18 protein-coding genes are annotated in these 16,698 nt (G+C 70.1%); 4 read left to right on the top strand and 14 right to left on the bottom strand.

Features of this window, described 5'->3' with window-relative positions; genetic code table 11:
• Both CQ393_RS18165 and CQ393_RS04625 read left to right on the top strand, forming a co-directional pair.
• Positions 1-222: hypothetical protein (locus tag CQ393_RS18165; RefSeq protein WP_228114258.1), on the top strand; the 222-nt coding region annotated here is incomplete at its 5' end.
• A 248-nt stretch (positions 223-470) separates the two neighbouring features.
• Positions 471-1,649: a benzoate/H(+) symporter BenE family transporter gene (locus tag CQ393_RS04625; protein ID WP_153190450.1), complete on the top strand. Its 1,179-nt coding sequence runs from the start codon at positions 471-473 to the stop codon at positions 1,647-1,649.
• Between the two features lie 151 nt (positions 1,650-1,800).
• On the opposite strand, the gene CQ393_RS04620 is transcribed toward CQ393_RS04625, so the two are convergent.
• From CQ393_RS04620 to CQ393_RS04605, 4 genes are all read right to left on the bottom strand, one after another.
• On the bottom strand, positions 1,801-3,960 hold the full coding sequence (locus CQ393_RS04620; protein WP_306767948.1) for a lytic murein transglycosylase: 2,160 nt from the start codon (positions 3,958-3,960) through the stop codon (positions 1,801-1,803).
• Between the two features lie 72 nt (positions 3,961-4,032).
• A complete protein-coding gene (gene egtD / locus CQ393_RS04615) occupies positions 4,033-5,004 on the bottom strand; it encodes an L-histidine N(alpha)-methyltransferase (protein WP_343199544.1) in 972 nt (323 codons plus the stop codon).
• Positions 5,005-6,306 (bottom strand): ergothioneine biosynthesis protein EgtB, encoded by a 1,302-nt coding sequence (egtB, locus tag CQ393_RS04610; protein WP_153190449.1) that lies wholly within the window; start codon positions 6,304-6,306, stop codon positions 5,005-5,007. It abuts the gene before it with no gap.
• A gap of 54 nt (positions 6,307-6,360) precedes the next feature.
• On the bottom strand, positions 6,361-6,756 hold the full coding sequence (locus CQ393_RS04605; RefSeq protein WP_153190448.1) for a YchJ family metal-binding protein: 396 nt from the start codon (positions 6,754-6,756) through the stop codon (positions 6,361-6,363).
• Between the two features lie 81 nt (positions 6,757-6,837).
• Here CQ393_RS04605 and CQ393_RS04600 point away from each other — a divergent pair, with 81 nt between their 5' ends.
• Together CQ393_RS04600 and CQ393_RS04595 are read left to right on the top strand one after the other, a co-directional pair.
• A complete protein-coding gene (locus CQ393_RS04600) occupies positions 6,838-7,614 on the top strand; it encodes a TSUP family transporter (RefSeq protein ID WP_153190447.1) in 777 nt (258 codons plus the stop codon).
• Between the two features lie 100 nt (positions 7,615-7,714).
• The gene (locus CQ393_RS04595; protein WP_153190446.1) at positions 7,715-8,458 is read left to right on the top strand and encodes an SDR family NAD(P)-dependent oxidoreductase; all 744 of its coding nucleotides are present in this window, start codon (positions 7,715-7,717) and stop codon (positions 8,456-8,458) included.
• Between the two features lie 98 nt (positions 8,459-8,556).
• On the opposite strand, the gene CQ393_RS04590 is transcribed toward CQ393_RS04595, so the two are convergent.
• The 10 genes from CQ393_RS04590 to CQ393_RS04545 all read right to left on the bottom strand — a co-directional run bounded on the left by CQ393_RS04590 (position 8,557) and on the right by CQ393_RS04545 (position 16,631).
• A complete protein-coding gene (locus tag CQ393_RS04590; protein ID WP_153190445.1) occupies positions 8,557-8,700 on the bottom strand; it encodes a hypothetical protein in 144 nt (47 codons plus the stop codon).
• An 86-nt stretch (positions 8,701-8,786) separates the two neighbouring features.
• Positions 8,787-9,164 (bottom strand): MAPEG family protein, encoded by a 378-nt coding sequence (locus CQ393_RS04585; protein ID WP_153190444.1) that lies wholly within the window; start codon positions 9,162-9,164, stop codon positions 8,787-8,789.
• Positions 9,165-9,323: 159 nt separating this feature from the next.
• Positions 9,324-9,923 carry a GTP cyclohydrolase I FolE gene (folE, locus tag CQ393_RS04580; protein ID WP_153190461.1) on the bottom strand — a complete coding sequence of 200 codons (600 nt, stop codon included), beginning with the start codon at positions 9,921-9,923 and terminating at the stop codon, positions 9,324-9,326.
• A gap of 135 nt (positions 9,924-10,058) precedes the next feature.
• A complete protein-coding gene (locus CQ393_RS04575) occupies positions 10,059-10,697 on the bottom strand; it encodes an RpiB/LacA/LacB family sugar-phosphate isomerase (protein WP_153190443.1) in 639 nt (212 codons plus the stop codon).
• Between the two features lie 31 nt (positions 10,698-10,728).
• Positions 10,729-11,484 carry a 2-dehydro-3-deoxy-D-gluconate 5-dehydrogenase KduD gene (kduD, locus tag CQ393_RS04570; RefSeq protein ID WP_153190442.1) on the bottom strand — a complete coding sequence of 252 codons (756 nt, stop codon included), beginning with the start codon at positions 11,482-11,484 and terminating at the stop codon, positions 10,729-10,731.
• Positions 11,485-11,686: 202 nt separating this feature from the next.
• Positions 11,687-12,745, bottom strand: coding sequence for a LacI family DNA-binding transcriptional regulator (locus tag CQ393_RS04565; protein WP_153190441.1), 1,059 nt, complete (start codon positions 12,743-12,745; stop codon positions 11,687-11,689).
• A gap of 202 nt (positions 12,746-12,947) precedes the next feature.
• Entirely contained in the window at positions 12,948-14,231 is a 1,284-nt protein-coding gene (locus CQ393_RS04560) for a TRAP transporter large permease (RefSeq protein WP_153190440.1), read from the bottom strand.
• Positions 14,232-14,234: 3 nt separating this feature from the next.
• Positions 14,235-14,753, bottom strand: coding sequence for a TRAP transporter small permease (locus CQ393_RS04555; RefSeq protein ID WP_153190439.1), 519 nt, complete (start codon positions 14,751-14,753; stop codon positions 14,235-14,237).
• 12 nt (positions 14,754-14,765) lie between these two features.
• Positions 14,766-15,770 carry a TRAP transporter substrate-binding protein gene (locus tag CQ393_RS04550; RefSeq protein ID WP_153190438.1) on the bottom strand — a complete coding sequence of 335 codons (1,005 nt, stop codon included), beginning with the start codon at positions 15,768-15,770 and terminating at the stop codon, positions 14,766-14,768.
• 36 nt (positions 15,771-15,806) lie between these two features.
• A complete protein-coding gene (locus CQ393_RS04545; protein ID WP_194269592.1) occupies positions 15,807-16,631 on the bottom strand; it encodes a 2-keto-4-pentenoate hydratase in 825 nt (274 codons plus the stop codon).
• Positions 16,632-16,698: the final 67 nt, after the last annotated feature.

The raw sequence follows: 16,698 nt of genomic DNA, 5'->3' as shown, positions 1-16,698 counted from the left end.
GCCTTCTTCGTAGGCTGCGACGTTTCCGTCCAGCGAGCCGCCCATTATAGCCGGCTTTTCCGCTTCGTCAACACCTCTTTCGAGGCCGACTCCGCTCCTTCATCCTCAACCCCGAAGGGCTTCCGGCGAAGCGAGCCGCCTATTATGGCAGGCTTTTCATTCACGTCAACACCTTCTTTCGAGGGAGTTGCCGCCGCTTCGTGGTCCCTGTCACCGAAGTGACCGGCGCCGTGAAGCGAGGGAGCGAATTCTAGACATCTTTGTGAAATGTGCAATCACTTTTTGCGGCTCCGCCGCAAAAAGTCCGTTGGCGCCAGAATCGGCAAGGCCTGGGGCCGGGCAGCGCCGGTCGGCCGTTCCCCGGGACGCCGCAACGAGGACGCCGCTTCCCCTATATAAGCGGCGAGTGCAGGCGACTGGCGGTATCGCTGGGCCACAATGCGGGCTCTTCCCCCGCTTCCGACCGCACGATGGCCGATCCCGCACCGCGCTCGTTCTTCCGTGATCTTTCCCTACCGGCCATCGTGGCCGGTTTCATCACGGTGCTCGTGGGTTTCGCCAGTTCGGCGGTGATCGTGTTCCAGGCGGCGCAGTCGCTCGGGGCAGGGCAGGCCGAGATCGCCTCGTGGATGTGGGCGCTGGGCCTCGGCATGGGCGTGACCTGCATCGGCCTGTCGCTGCGCTACCGGATGCCGGTGGTGACGGCCTGGTCCACACCCGGCGCGGCGATGCTGGTGGTCGGCGCCACGGCGCTGCCGCTGTCCGATGCGATCGGCGCTTTCGTGCTGGCGGCGCTGATGGGCGCGCTGGCCGGCTTTTCCGGCGTGTTCGAGAAGGCGATGCGGCGCATCCCGGTGTCGCTGGCCTCGGGCATGCTGGCCGGCGTGCTGCTGCGTTTCGGGCTGGACGTGTTCGTCTCGGTCGGCACGCAGCCGCTGCTGGTCCTGGCGATGTTCGCCACTTATCTGGCAGGACGCCGGCTGTTCCCGCGTTACGCGGTGATCGCGACCCTGCTGGTCGGCGTGGCGATCGCCGGCAGCCAGGGGTTGATGCATACCGAGCAAGTGCGGCTGCAGCTGGCGCGGCCGCTGTTCACCGTGCCCACGCTGTCGTGGGCGGCGGTGTTCGGCATCGCGTTGCCGCTGTTCATCGTGACCATGGCCTCGCAGAACGTGCCGGGCGTAGCGGTGTTGAAGGCCTCCGGCTACGACGCGCCGATATCGCCGGTGGTGGGCTGGATCGGCGTGGTCAATACGATGCTGGCGCCGTTCGGCGGCTACGCGCTGAACCTGGCGGCGATCACCGCGGCGATCTGCATGGGCCGCGATGTGCACGAGGACCCGGCACGCCGTTATCCCGCCGCGGTGAGCGCGGGCGTGTTCTATATCGTGATCGGGCTGTTCGGCGCGACGGTGGCCGCCGTGTTCGCCGCATTCCCGAAGGAGCTGATCGCCACGCTGGCCGGTATCGCGCTGCTGGGCACCATCGGCAACAGCCTGGCGGTGGCGTTGAAGGACGAAGGCGAGCGCGAACCGGCGCTGGTGACGTTCCTGGTGACCGCTTCGGGGCTGTCGATGGCCGGGATCGGGTCGGCGTTCTGGGGGCTGGTAGCGGGCGCGGTGACCTTGCTGGTGCTACGGCGGCGGTGAGGATTTCCTGCGTTTGAAACCCTGCCCTCACCCCAACTCCTGCTCCGCGCCCAACCCCACACCAGCGGCGTGGGCGCTCAACCGCACGCGCTAGTGCGCGCAAGCCGTGCGGTTTCGCGCCGGTGAGAGAGGGGGCTCGGGAGCAACGGCGTTATAGCGGCTTGACCTCGAACACCTGCTTCAGGGTGTGGCGGCCGCCCGGCGCCAGTTCGATCACGTCCGGGCCGACGTTGCCGGCTTCGACGCAGACGTAGTTGCGCCAGCCGGGGCCGATGTCCTCCATCTTCGCGGCGGCCGCTTCGCCGGCGTTCCAGACGACGGCGGTACGGCTGCCGCCGGTGGTGATGTCGATGCTGCGGCCGAAGCCCGGATCGCGCAGCACGTAGTGGCCGCGCGCCTGCGTATAGATGCGGTCGCTGCGGCCGGGATCGCGCGGGTCGCGCAGGTTCCAGTCGCCCTGCTGGACGTGGGTGTTGCCGCCGTCGAGCTTGTCCAGGTAGGTCAGGCCATCCAGCCCGGTTACGTCGACCTTCAGCGCGTCGCTGACGTCGAAGTAGTTGTGCAGCGCCTGGGTGAAGACGACCGGCTCGCTGCCGGTGTTCTCGGTTAGCAGTTCCTGTTCCAGCGTGCGGCCGATGCGCAGCTTCATGGTCAGGCGCAGCGACAGGCCTTCCAGCACCGGCGGCGCCAGCGTCAGCACCACGGTGCCGTCGGCCTCGCGCTGCGCGTCGCGCAGTTCCCACGGCACGGTGCGTACGAAACCGTGCGACGGCACATCGTTGCCCTGCCCCTGTTTGGCGAAATACGGCCAGCACACCGGACTGCCGCCGCGGATCGGCGTGGGCGGCTGCTTCGCGGCGGGCGAAAGCCACATCACGTCGCGGCCACCCCTGGGCACGAACGACAGCAGCTGGCCGCCGAACACGCTGATGGCAGCGGTGGAGAACGGCGTTTCCACCTTCCAGGCGGTAAAGCCGTTGAAGTCGCCTGTGCTCAGGCCCTGCACATCCTTCATCGAAACTCCGCTCCGTACGATTGCTGACTGGACGAACTGTGGGTAATCGGCGGGCAGCCGGAAGACCGTGGGCGCCGCCGGCTTCGCATCGCGCAGCGCCTGCAGGATGCGGGTACCGGCGCGCCCGTCGGCGGCCTGCCAGCCCAGCCGCTGCTGTTCGGCACGGATGGCGCGCCGGGTGGCGTCGCCGACCATGCCGTCGGCGGCGCCGATGTCGTGGCCGCGCGCGAGCAGCAGGGTCTGCAGTTCGCGCCGCTCGCCGCGGCCCAGGCCGGGATCGTCGGTGGGCCAGGCCGCCACCAGGCCGTTGCCGCCGCGCAGGCGGTCGGCCAGGGTGGCGATGGCCAGCGCGTAGCTCTCGGCCGCGTTGTAGGAATAGATCGCGTCGTAATTGCGGAACACCAGCAATGCCGGGCCCTTCGCACCCGCCGGCAGCAGCAGCGCGGCGGCGCTGTCGTCGGCCACCGCCGCGACCTGCAGCGCGCCGCCATCGGCCTGCGTGACGCCCAGCGCGCGCCATGCCGCCAGCGTCCTGCGCTTGGTGCGCCCGGCCAGGGTGGCGTCGAAGCCGGCGGGAATGCGCACTTCCACGCCCCATGGCTGGCCGCTGCGCCAGCCCGACTGCTTGAGGTAGTTGGCGGTGGAGGCCAGTGCATCGGGGATGCTGGCGACCAGGTCGCGACGGCCGTCGCCGTCGCCATCGACCGCGATGCGCGCATAGGTGGACGGCATGAACTGGGTCTGGCCGAAGGCGCCGGCCCAGGAACCGGTGAGGCCGTTGGCCACGAGGTCGCCGCGGTCGATGAGCTTGAGCAGCGCCAGCAGTTCGCCGCGGAAGAACGGCTGGCGCCGGCCATTGCAGGACAGCGTGGCCAGCGACTGCAGCAGCGGGCGCTTGCCGGCGATGCGGCCGTAGTCGCTCTCCACGCCCCACACCGCGACCACGGTGGCCGGATCGACGCCGTACTCCGCGGCGACGCGGTCGAGCAGGCCGTGATGGGTGGCGAGCATGGCGCGGCCATCGGCCACACGCTGCGCATCCACCAGGACGGCGAGGTAATCCCAGATCGGCGTGGTGAACTCGGGCTGCGCGTCGAGCAGGGGCAGCACGCTCATGTCCGGCGCGACGTCTGCGAAAAGACCGTCGATGCGTTCGCCGGCCATGCCCTGGGCGATGGCCGCGTCGCGCAGGCGCGTGCCGCAGCTGCCGAAATCGGCGAGGGCGGCGTGCGCCGGCGCCGCCACGGCGAGCGCGCAGGCCAGGCCCAGTGCCGGCATCATCCGGATCGATTTCATGCAACGGCTCCTGCGACGCCACACCCTGGAACGAAGCCCGATGATAAGAGGCACCGGGCCCGGCGTGGGAGTTCAGGCGGGCTGCAGCAGGCGCAGGCCGAACATGCGCCCGGCCGCATCCCACGCGCCGCGCACCCGCAGGCCGGCCGCCGCCGCCATCGCGGCGAACTGCGCGTCGTCGTACTTGTGGCTGTATTCGACGTGCATGGCTTCGTCGCGCTCGAACCCGAACGCCTGTCCGGCCACGTGCACCACCTGCGTACGCAGGCTGACCAGCGACGTCTCGATGCGGCGCCGGGCGCTCGCGTAGCGGGCACGGTGGACGAAGCCGGAGAGATCGAAATCGCTGTCGATCTCGCGGTTCAGGCGCGCCAGCAGGTTGAGGGTGAAGGCGGCAGTGACGCCGGCCACGTCGTTGTAGGCGGCCTCGATGACGTCCGGATCCTTGTCCAGGTCGATGCCGATCAGGGCAAGGCCCTGCGGTCCCATCGCCTGGCGCATCCCGCTCAGGATCGACACCGCCGCCGCCTCGGTGAAGTTGCCCAGGGTCGATCCCGGGAAGAACAGCAGCGTGCGCCGCGACGAGCGCTGCGGCGGCGGCAGCGGCGGCAGCGCGGTGAAGTCGGCGCAGACCGGCAGCATCTCGATGGCCGGGAAATCCACCGCCAGCGCGCGGACGCTGTCCAGCAGCGCGGTGCGCGAGATTTCCACCGGCGTATAGGCCACCACGTCCTGCAGCGCCTGCAGCAGCAGCCGCGTCTTGCGGCCGCTGCCGCTGCCGTATTCCACCACGCGCGCCTGCGGCCCCACCTGCGCGGCGATCTCCGGCAGCACCTGCGGCAGCAGTTCCAGCTCGGTGCGGGTCAGGTAGTACTCCGGCTGGCGGGTGATGCATTCGAACAGTGCCGATCCACGCGCGTCGTAGAAGTACTTTGATGGCAGCGCGCGCGGCCGCACCGCCAGGCCGGCGAGCACGTCGGCGGTGATGGTGGCGCGGTCGGGGCGGCGGTCGACCAGCGCGGCCTGCGGCGGAGCCGGCGCCACTCAGCTGTCCCTGGCCAGGCGCAGGCCGGCGAACTGCCAGCGCGCCGGGGGCGGGAAGAAGTTGCGGTAGCTGGCGCGCACGTGCGCGGCCGGCGTGGCGCAGCTGCCGCCGCGCAGCACGAACTGGCCGCACATGAACTTGCCGTTGTATTCGCCCGCGCTGCCCGGCAACGGCTGGAAGCCGGGATAGGCGCCATAGGCGCTGGCGGTCCATTCCCAGACGTCGCCGAACAACTGCCGCGGCATGCCCGGTTCGGCGGCCGCCGCCGCGGCCGGATGCAGCAGGCCGGCATCGGCAAGGTTGCCGGCAACCGGCAGCGCCGCGGCCGCCGCTTCCCATTCGAATTCGGTGGGCAGGCGCGCGCCGGCCCAGCGGGCGAAGGCGTCGGCCTCGAACCAGCCCAGGTGGCAGACCGGCGCGTCCGGGTCCAGCGCGCGCCAGCCACCCAGGGTGTATTCGCGCTCCAGCGCTTCGTCCCAGTACAGCGGACGGCGCCACTGGCCGGCCTGCAGCTGCGCCCAGCCGTCGCTCATCCACAGCAGCGGGTCGCGGTAGCCGCCGTCGTCGACGAAGGCGCGGTATTCGGCGTTGCTCACCGGACGGTCGGCCAGCGCATGCGCCGGCACCAGCACGCGGTGCCGCGGCGATTCGTTGTCGTAGGCGAAGCGCGCGTGCCCGGGCCAGGCCGGCACGCCGATCTCGACGACGCATTCCGGGCTCTCGATCCACAGCGCCGAGCCGCCCGCCGCCGCCGCGGCAGGCAGCGGCAGGTCGTCGCGATAGGCCGGCTGCAGCGGGTTGCTCCACAGCGCATGCTTGATGTCGGTCAGCAGCAGTTCCTGGTGCTGCTGCTCGTGCTGCAGGCCCAGCAGCAGGTGCTGGCGCGCCTGGGCGTCGAGATCGCCGGCATGCAGGCGCTGGCCGATGCGGTCGTCGACCTGCATCCGGTATTCCAGCACCTGCGCCAGCGTCGGCCGCGACAGCAGGCCGCGCTGTGCCCGCGCATGGGCCCGGCCGATGCTCTGGTAGTAGCTGTTGAACAGCACCTGCCATTGCGGGTGCAGCGGCCGGTAGTCGACGCGCAGGCCGAGCACGAACTGTTCGAAGAACCAGGTGGTATGCGCCAAGTGCCATTTGGCCGGGCTGGCGTCGGGCATGCTCTGCACCATCGCGTCTTCGGCCGAGAGCGGCGCGGCCAGGGCCAGGCTGGCCTGGCGCACGGCGCGGTAACGCTCCGCCAGCGTGGGTGGCGTCGTCGCAGCGCTGGAGGTCTTCAGCAGTGCGGCACTGGAAATCTGCATGCCGCCAGCTTAGCCATGGCGGGTGAGCGCGGTGTCATGGACACCGCGCGGCGCTCAGGCCAGCGCGTCGAGGTAGTACCAGCGGCCGTGCTCGCGCACGAAGCGGCTGTGCTCCTGCAGGCGCACGGCGCTACCGCCGCCGATGCGGTAGCGGGCGACGAATTCCACTTCGGCGGTGTCGGCGCCGGTGACCCGGTGGCGCTTCACGTCCAGGCCCAGCCATTGCGTGCGCTGGCCGGGCGCGTCATCCAGCGACAGCGTCGCCGGCCGCGTGTCGGCATGCCAGGTCGCCAGCAGGTAGTCGGCGTCGCCGGCGACGTAGGCGCTGTAGCGCGAGCGCATCAGCGCCTCGGCATCGGGTGCGGCCTCGCCGGCATGCCAGCGCGCGCAGCAGCGGACATGGGCGAGGCCGGAGCCGCAGGGACAGGGAGACGCGGGGGCGATGTGCATGCGCGCATTTTCCCATCCATGTCGCCGCCGCCGCCAGCCGGCGCAGGCGTATGCTGTCGCGCCCCCCGTTCAGGTCCAACCATGCTGGAACTCCTGCCCACCGAGCTGCCGTGGCTGCTGGCCATCGCCTTCGTCGCCGGGCTGGTGGATGCCGCGGTGGGCGGCGGCGGGCTGATCCAGCTGCCGGGCCTGTTCACCGTGCTGCCGCAGCACACGCCGGCCGCCCTGCTGGGCACCAACAAGTTCAGTTCGGTGTTCGGTACCGGCGCGGCGGCCTGGCGTTACGCGCGCTCGGTGCGGTTCCCGTGGCGGCCGGTGCTGCTGGCCGCGGCGACGGCGTTCGCCTTCGCTTTCCTCGGCGCCACCGCGGTCAGCCTGCTTTCCAAGGACGCGGTGCGGCCGCTGGTGCTGGCGCTGCTGATCGTGATGCTCGGCTACACGCTGGCGAAGAAGGATTTCGGCGCCCTGCACCGGCCGCGCACGGTCGGCCGCCGCGAACTGGGCATCGCGCTGGTCATGGGCGCGGTGATCGGCTTCTACGATGGTTTCTTCGGGCCCGGCACGGGCAGTTTCCTGATCTTCCTGTTCATCCGCTTCTTCGGCCTGGATTTCCTGCGCGCCTCGGCCGCCTCGAAGGTGGTGAACCTGGCCACCAACGTCGCCGCGCTGTCGTTCTTCGTGCCCAGCGGCAACGTGCTGCTGGCCTTCGCGGTGCCGATGGCGGCGGCCAACGTCGCCGGTTCGGTCACCGGCACGCGCCTGGCGCTGCGCGGCGGCACGCCGCTGATCCGCAGGCTGTTCCTGCTGCTGGTGGTGGTGCTGATCGCGCGCATGGCCTGGGATACGTTCGCCGGCTGAACGCAACGCGACGGTGTTTGATCGAACGCAACGCCGTCACCACGGCCGATGCGGATGATGGTCCCATGGCGGCCCTCCCTCGCCGCCCTGGAGACCCCCCATGCAACTGGATTTTTCCGGCAAGGTCGCCCTGGTCACCGGTGCCGCCTCGGGCATCGGCGAGGCCGTCGCCCGGCAACTGGCCGCCAGCGGTGCCCAGGTCGTCGTCGCCGATCTGGACCGCGGTGCCGCCGAGCAGGTGGCGTCGGGCATCGGCGCGCAGGCCCGCGCGCGCCAGCTCGACGTCAGCGACGCCGACGCGGTACGGCAACTGGTCGAAGCCACCGTGGCCGAGTACGGCGGCCTGCACCTGGCGGTGAACAATGCCGGCATCGGCGGCGCCAGCCTGGCCACCGCCGACTATCCGCTGGAGGAATGGCACCGCGTGCTCGGGGTGAACCTGCACGGCGTTTTCCATTCGATGAAGTACGAGATCGCCGCGATGCTGGCCGGTGGCGGCGGCGCCATCGTCAACATGGCCTCGATCCTCGGCAGCAACGGCTGGGCCGGCTCGACCGCCTACGTGGCGGCCAAGCACGCCCTGGTCGGCATGACCAAGACCGCGGCGCTGGAATACTCCGCGCGCGGGCTGCGCATCAACGCGGTCGGCCCGGGCTTCATCGACACGCCGCTGCTGGCCGGCATGGAGCGCGCGGCCTACGACGGGCTGGTGGCGCTGCATCCGGCCGGGCGCCTGGGCACCGCCGAGGAGGTGGCCGCGCTGACCTGCTTCCTGTTGTCGGACCAGGCCTCGTTCATCACCGGCAGCTATCACCTGGTGGACGGCGGCTTCTCGGCGCGCTGAGTGCGCCGCAGCGGGAGCCCGATCGCCGGGCATCGCCGGCAACGACAAAGGGAGCCTCGCGGCTCCCTTTGTTTTCCGCCGTGCCGGCCCGGTTCGCGCTAGTGCTCGGCGTCGAGCTGGGCCAGCCGGCGCGCGGCGGCGTCATGCACGTCCAGCAGGTCGGCGCGGATTTCCCAGAGACCGGCCACCAGCAACAACACCAGCCATGGCCAATGGCGGCGGAACAACGAACGCTGTTTCATCGCGACCTCCTGTCGTCGGGGTGTCCATCTATGGAAGGGATCGGTGGTACCGGGCAATGCAGACTCCCGGCGGCCAGCACCCTGTCCTAGCGCAGCAACGCGCCGGCCAGCGCCATCACCACCAGCGCCAGTAGCGGCAGCATCGACAGCGCGAAGCCCAGCGCGCGGCTGGACGGCGCGCTCACGTAGGCGCGCCAGTAGATGAAACGGCCGACCAGGTACACCGCACCGATGCCGGCCACCGAGGCGGCCGGCCAGAAACGGGCGGCGACGAACAGCGCCGGCAGCAGCGCGACCATCAGCTCCAGGGTGTTCATCTGTACCCGGTAGGCGCGCTCGAAGCCCTCATGGCCGACCACCGCCGGCGCTTTCACCCCGTAGCGGCCGCGGGCACGGCCGACCATGGCGCCGAAGAACAGGTACTGCACGATAACCAGCATTGCGATCAGTTCGACGTAGTGCATGGGGTTCTCTCAGAGGTAAAGCCGCTCTCCCAGCGGGAGAGGGGTTGGGGTGAGGGCACGGGCAAAACCTCGCGGTATCTGATGGGACCAAGCTTCGCCCGTACCCTCATCCGCCCCTTCGGTGCACCTTCTCCCGGAGGGAGAAGGAATACCGGCAGCTCAGCGCCGCGCCTGGCCCACTTCGATGAAGCGCAGGAACTCGGCGCGGGTGCGGGCGTCGTCGTGGAAGCTGCCGCGCATGCGCGAGGTGACCATGCTGACGCCGCGCTTGTGGATGCCGCGGGTGGTCATGCACTCGTGCGAGCCTTCCACCACCACGCCCACGCCCAGCGGCTGCAGCACGTCCTGGATGACGTCGGCGATCTGCGCGGTCATCTTCTCCTGCACCTGGAAGCGGCGCGCATAGGCCTCGACCACCCGCGCCAGCTTGGAGATGCCCACCACGCGGCCGCTGGGCACGTAGCCCACGTGCACGCGGCCGATGATCGGCGCCATGTGGTGCTCGCAGTGGCTTTCGTACTCGATGTCGCGTAGCACGATCATCTCGTCGTAGCCGGCCACTTCCTCGAAGGTGCGCGCCAGGTAGTCGCGCGGGTCCTCCTGGTAGCCCTTGAACCAGTCGCCGTAGGCCTCGGCCACCCGCCGCGGGGTGTCGAGCAGGCCCTCGCGGGCGGGATCCTCGCCGGCCCAGCGCAGCAGCGTGCGCACGGCCTCCTCGGCCTGGGCCTGGGTGACGGACGGGTTCTTGGAGTCGGCCATGGGTGACGGCGCCTGGATTTCGGGGGTGGACATGCTACCAGCCGGGTGCGGCCGGGGCATCGGCGGCGGCGTGGCCCGGAAACGACGAAGGCGCCCGCGGGCGCCCTCGTCCATCGCCTCGGTGCCCTGCCCCCCTTACTGGCCGAGCACGCCCTTCACGTAGGCCACGATGTCCGCGTCCTGCGCGTTGTCGAAGAACGCCTTCTGGAAGCGCGCGCCGCCGACGGCCTGCTTCACCAGTTCGGGGTCGATCGACTTCAGGCCGGCGATGAAATCCTTCGAGGCGCCCTGCTTCACCTGCGCCAGGATGCCGGCGTTGGTCATTTGCGACTCGCGGCGCTCGGCCGGGTAGCCCTGGCCGCGCTCGCCGCCGAAGGCCTTCTCGAAGATGTAGCGGATGTTGATCTCCGCGCCCCAGCCGTAGCCCTTGGCGAACGGCAGCGCCAGCGCGTTGCCGTTGTTGACCTGGGCGAACAGGAAGGCGTCGGTCGGCTCGATGCAGTAGCCGCAGTACACGCCCGGCCAGGCGTTGAGCGACATCATCGCACCCTGCCCGGTGCCGCAGCCGGCGACGACGAAGTCCACCGCCTTCGAGTTGAGCAACAGCGCGGCGCAGATGCCCAGGTGGATGTAGGTCAGGCGGTGGTCGTTGTCGCCGTCCATGCCGACGTTGAACACCTCGTGGCCCTGCGCGGCGGCGACGGTGTCGAGTTGTTCCAGCACCACCGGGTTCTTGGCGGCCTGGCTGAATTCCTGCATCAGGGCGATCTTCATTGCGTGACTCTCTGTTCGATGGGGGAAGGGATCAGCGCGCCAGCCAGCCGCCGTCGACCGGGATGACCGCGCCGTTGACGTAGTCCGAGGCGCTGGAGGCCAGGAACACGGCGGTGCCGCCCAGGTCTTCCGGCCTGCCCCAGCGCCCGGCCGGGATGCGGTCCAGGATCGCCTTGCTGCGGTCCTCGTCGGCGCGCAGCTGCGCGGTGTTGTCGGTGGCCATGTAGCCCGGGGCGATGGCGTTGACGGTCACGCCCTGCTGCGCCCACTCGTTGGCCAGCAGCCGGGTGATGCCGGCGATGCCGCTCTTGGAAGCGGTGTAGGACGGCACGCGGATGCCGCCCTGGAAGGACAGCATCGAGGCGATGTTGATGATCTTGCCGCGGCCCTGGGCGATGAAGTGCTTGCCGGCGGCCTGGCACATGAAGAAGGCGGACTTGATGTTGACGTTCATCACGTCGTCCCAGTCCTTCTCGCTGAACTCCACCGCGTCGGCGCGGCGGATCAGGCCGGCGTTGTTGACCAGGATGTCCAGCCCGCCGAGGCCCTCGACGGTCTCGCGCACCACCCGTTCGACCGGCTCGATGCTGATCAGGTTGGCCTCGATGTTGAGGAAGCGGCGGCCCAGCGCGCGCACCTTCGCGGCGGTTTCCTCGGCCGGGACGATGCCGGCGCCGGCGATGTCGGCGCCGGCGGCGGCCAGCGCCAGCGCGATGCCCTGGCCCAGGCCGGTATTGGCACCGGTTACCAGCGCGACCTTGCCTTCGAGGCTGAACGGATTGGTCATGGTGTTCCTCTCCCTGATGCGGTGATACGGGGTGGTTGCGGCGCCGAGCCTTGCCCGTCGGGGCGATGCGGCCGGCCGTGGTGCGGGCCTCGTCATGGGTGGACCCGCCGATGCGCTGCGGAGCCATCATAGCCAATTAGGAAACCGGTGTCATTTTGCAGCGCGGGATGCTCTCTTCCCTTTCCGGAATAACGACTTGGGGTCAATCCAGGGGCGGCTGGCAGGAATCGCGCACGATCAGGTGCGGGCGCACGCTGGCGATCTGCAGTGCGGCCTGGCCCTCGGGCTGGATCAGCATCGCCGCGGCGGTGCGTCCGGTGTCGCGGGTATTGCGCCGCACCGAGGTCAGCGACGGCCACAGCCGCGAAGCCAGCGGACTGTCGTCGTAGCCGACCACCGACAGCTCGCGCGGGATGTTGATGCCGGCGCGCATGGCGACCTTGTAGACGCCAGCGGCCATCTCGTCGTTGCCGGTGAAGATCGCGGTCGGGCGCTGCTTGCCGAGCAGCAGCTTCTCGGCCGCGGCCACGCCCGATTCGAAGGTGTAGCCGGCCTCGATGATGCGCGCCGGCGGCAGTTCGATGCCGCGCCGCTCCAGCGCGTCGATGAAGCCGGCGGTGCGCTCGTGCGCCGAACGGTAGGCCGACGGGCCGGTGATCAGGGCGATGTCGCGGTGGCCGAGCGAGAGCAGGTAGTCGGCGGCCTCGGCGGCGCCGTCGCGGTCGTGGGTGATCACCATCTGCGAGGTGTCGTCCAGCGCCAGCGAGGCGATGCGGGTGTAGCGGCAGCCGATCTCTTCGAGCATGTCGGCCAGCGCCTGGTCCTCGGAGGCGCGCGGCACCAGGATCACGCCGTGCAGCTTCTGCTGCTGCACGAAGCGCTTCACGCCCTCGATGTAGCCGGGGCTGCGCGTGTCGCAGGGGTGCACCACCAGCTCGAAGCTGGAGCCGCGCAGCGCGTCGAGCGCGCCGTACTGCATGTCCACCACGTACTGCGCGGTGGGGTTGTCGTACACCATGCCGATCAGGAACGAGCGCCGGAACGCCAGCCCGCGCGCCAGCGGATCGGGCGCGTAGCCGACCTCGCGCATCAGCGCCTCGACCTTCTCGCGGGTGTCTTTGCGCACCAGCGGCGAGTTGTTGATGATCCGCGACACCGTCTTCTTGGAGACGCCGGACAGGCGCGCAATGTCGTTGATGGTCGCGGCCCGGCCCTGGGGCCGGGTCGTGGCGTCGGAATCGGCCTTCTTGCGCAATGACATGTCCTTGCAAACCATCCAGCGGAACGGGTTCTGGCGAAGCCGCGCCCGGCGAGGCACGGCGATGTGGGCGGCGCGGCGGCGTCCCGCCGGTGCCGGCGGCGTGCGCCGGCGGCAGGGACGGAAACCCGCGCCAGGCGGTGATGTTAGCCCGAGACGCCGCTCCGGGCCGGAAACATCGGCCCGGTCACGCCCGTGACGGCGCTCAGCCGCGCAGTAGCGCCGGCAGCCATAGCGACAGCTGCGGGAAGAACGCCACCACCAGCAGCACGCCCAGCCCGGCCAGCCAGAATGGCCAGATCGTCCGCATGCTCTGGCCCACGGTGATCTTGCCGATGGCGGTGCCGATGAACAGCACCGAGCCCACCGGCGGCGTCACCAGGCCCAGGCCGCCGGTCAGCACCAGCACCAGGCCGAAGTGGATCGGGTCGATGCCGTAGGCCCTGGCCACCGGCAGGAAGATCGGCGTGCAGATCAGGATCATCGGCGCCAGGTCCATGAAGGTGCCCAGCAGCAGCAGCATCACCACGATCATCAGCAGCACCATGAACTTGCTGTGCGCGAACGACTGCAGGAACGCCACCGCCGCCGACGGCACCTGCAGGTAGGCCAGCAGCCAGCCGAACACCGCCGCGGTGGCGATCACGAACAGGATCACGCCGGTGCTGCGCGCGGCGTGCACCACCGTGGCCATGAACGCCTTCCAGCCGAGCTGGCGGTACAGCACGGTGGTGACCAGCAGCGCGTAGACCACGGCGATGGCCGCCGACTCGACCGCGGTGAAGATGCCGGCGCGGATGCCGACGAAGATCAGCGCCACCAGGCCCAGGCCGGGCAGGGCGGCGACCAGCCGCAACAGCACCGCGCGGATGCCCGGGAAGGCTTCCACGCCATAGCCGCGCCGGCGCGCCACGGCGTAGCCGGTGACCATCAGCACCACGGTCATCAGCAGCGCCGGCACGATGCCGGCGGCGAACAGGTCGGCGATGGACAGGCCGCCGCCGGCCGCGGCCGAGAACAGGATCAGGTTGTGCGACGGCGGCACCAGCAGCGCCACCAGCGCCGCGGTGATGCTGACGTTGACCGCGAAATCGCGGTCGTAGCCGCGCTTGACCATCTGCGGGATCATCGTGCCACCGACCGCCGAGACATCGGCGATGGCCGAGCCGGACACGCCGCCGAAGAACAGCGAGGACAGGATCGACACCTGGCCCAGGCCGCCGCGCAGGCGCCCGACCAGCGATGCCGCCAGCGCGATCAGGCGTTCGGAGATGCCGCCGCGCATCATGATCTCGCCGGCGAAGATGAACAGCGGAATGGCGATCAGCGACGCCGAGCCGGTGCCGGCGGAGATCTGCTGCACCAGTACCACCGCCGGCAGGTCCAGATAGAGCAGGGTGGCCAGCGCCGCGGCGGCCAGGGCATAGGCCACCGGCACGCCAATCAGCAGCAGCGCGCCGAACACGAGGAACAGGATTGCGATGCCCATGATTCAGCGATCTCCTTCGGCGGCGGCCGGGCGCAGCGCCTGCACCGCCCGGTTCAACGCGAACACCACCATCAACGCGCCGCCGATGCTCAGCGGCAGGTAGTTCACGCTCTGCGGCAGTTCCGCGCCGGCGGCCTTGATGTGCAGGCCATCCAGCCACAGCAGCCAGCCCCACCAGGCGATCACCGCGCCGATGCTGGCGACCACCAGCGGCACCAGCGCATCGACCACGCGCTTGACCTGCGGGTTGAGGTGGTCGGCCAGCAGGAAGAAGCCGAAATGGCGGTTGGTATGCACGCCGGCGGCCGCACCCATGCTCATCGCCGTGCTCAGCAGCAGCAGCGTGACCGGCTCGGTCCAGCTCGGCGAATCGTTGATGACGTAGCGGGCGAACACCTGCCAGCCCTGCACCACCACCAGCCCGAGCAGGGCGACGACGGCGACGTGGATGACGAGGTTGGCCAGCATTTCCAGCGCGCGTTGCGCGCCGGCCAGTGTGGGGGTTGCGGTGGCTTCGGACATGCGCGGCGTTCCTCAGGCGAAATCGCGGATGCGGCGGTGCAGGGCGGCGATGTCCGGCTGGCGCAGGTAGTCGCGCAGCAGCGGCGCGGCGGCACCGCGGAACGCGGCGATGTCCACCGCGTTGGCCTTCACGCCATGCGTCAGCACCGCCTGGCGGGCCTTGTCCTCGGAGGCGTCCCACTCGGTGCGCATCACCTGCACCGACTGCCGCGCCAGGTCCAGCAGCAGGCGGCGGTCGCCGGGCGAGATCGCGTCGAAGCTGCGCCGCGACATCAGCAGCACGTCCGGCGCGTACGAATGCTGGCTTTCCGACCAGTAGTGCGCGGCCTCGAAGTGGCGGCTGGAATGGAAGCTGCGCATGTTGTTCTCGGCGCCGTCGATCATGTGCGTCTCCATGCCGGAGAACGTGTCGCCCAGCGACATCGGCGTCGGGTTGGCGCCGAACAGGCGCATCAGCTGCAGGAAGATGTCCGAGCTGGCCACGCGCAGCTTCAGGCCGTGCAGGTCGCGCGGTTCCACGATCGGGTGCTTGGTGTTGTAGAAGCAGCGCGCGCCCGAGTCGTAGATCGCCAGGCCGACCAGTCCGCGGTTCTCGAAGCCGGCCAGCACCGCGTCGGCGATGCCGCCGTCCAGCGCGCGGCGCATGTGCGCGACCGAGTCGAACACGTAGGGCAGGCACAGCGCCTGGGTCAGCGGGAAGGCATTGTTGAGCGCGCCGGAATAGACGCGGGTGATGTCGATGGCGCCGAAGCGCGCCATGTCGATCGCCTCCGACTCGCGGCCGAGCTGGCCGGAGTGGTACTGCGCCAGCCGCAGCCGGCCGCCGGTCGCGCGCTCGAGCTCCTGCCCGATCCACTTGACCGCGGTGACCGTGGGGTAGTCCGCCACGTGCACGTCGGTGGCGGTGAGCACGCGCCCGTCGCCGCCGGCCTGGCGGCCGCTGCCCGAACAGGCCACCAGCGCCGGCGCGGCAAGCGCGCCCAGGCCGGTGGCAAGGAAACCTCTGCGATTGATCATCGAACCCCCTCCACGCATACCCGCCGTGCGCGCCGGTCAGCCGGCGGCCACGGCCCTGCAGGAAATCTCGCCGTAACCCTCGAAGCGGATCACGGCCTGCTGGCCGACCGCGATGTCGTGGATGCCGGTGGCGTTGCCGGTGGCGATCAGATCGCCCCGGCGCAGTGGGCGGCCACGGCGCGCCGAACGCGCCAGTGCGAAAGCATAGGCGGCACGCAGGCCGCCGGGCAGGTTGTTGGCGCCGCCGATGCCGACCACGTTGCCGTCGATCTCAGTGCGCGCCAGCAGCCGCGCTTCGTCCAGCCGCGTCCAATCGGCGATTTCGGTGCCCAGCACCAGGCCATTGTTGTTGCCGAAGTCCGAGACGACCACCCGCGGCCCCAGCACGTTGATCGTCGCCAGCGGGCTGCTGGCCACCTCCACGCCGGTGAACATGCGTGCGGGCAGGGCGGCAGTTTCGTCCGGCGTCCAGTCGAGCTTGTCGGCGGGGGCGTCGGCGTCGAGCTGCAGCACGTACTCGGCCTCGACCGCGGCGAAACCGCCGGCGCCGGAAAACACGGGGATGTCCACGATGCCACCGGTAGCATTCCAGCGCTGGCGCGAGAACACCGGACCCAGCAGGCGCTCGTCCCCGGACCCATCGCGGCGCTCGGCGGCGATGTAGCCGACCTTCCAGCCGACCACGGCGTCGTCCCAGCGGCCGATGGCCAGGTCCTGCACCTGGTACGCGGTGACCAGATCGACCGGGATCGCGCCGGGGAAATCGGCGAGCGAACGTCCCGCGCGACGCGCCTCCACGAACTGGCGGGCGATGTCGTCCAGCGCGGCGGACGGGTCCTGTCGGCCTTGATCGTTGCTCAAGTGGCTCTCCTGGTGGCGTTGCTGCACCGCCCATCGACAGTGCTGTGGGTGCTGTATATGGTAAACC

The sequence above is a fragment of the Stenotrophomonas sp. MYb238 genome (genome assembly GCF_009496535.1).
In the GTDB taxonomy this organism is placed as follows: domain Bacteria; phylum Pseudomonadota; class Gammaproteobacteria; order Xanthomonadales; family Xanthomonadaceae; genus Stenotrophomonas.
Note: the sequence above shows the minus strand (reverse complement) of the source record. Positions and strands in the feature narration are given on the sequence as shown.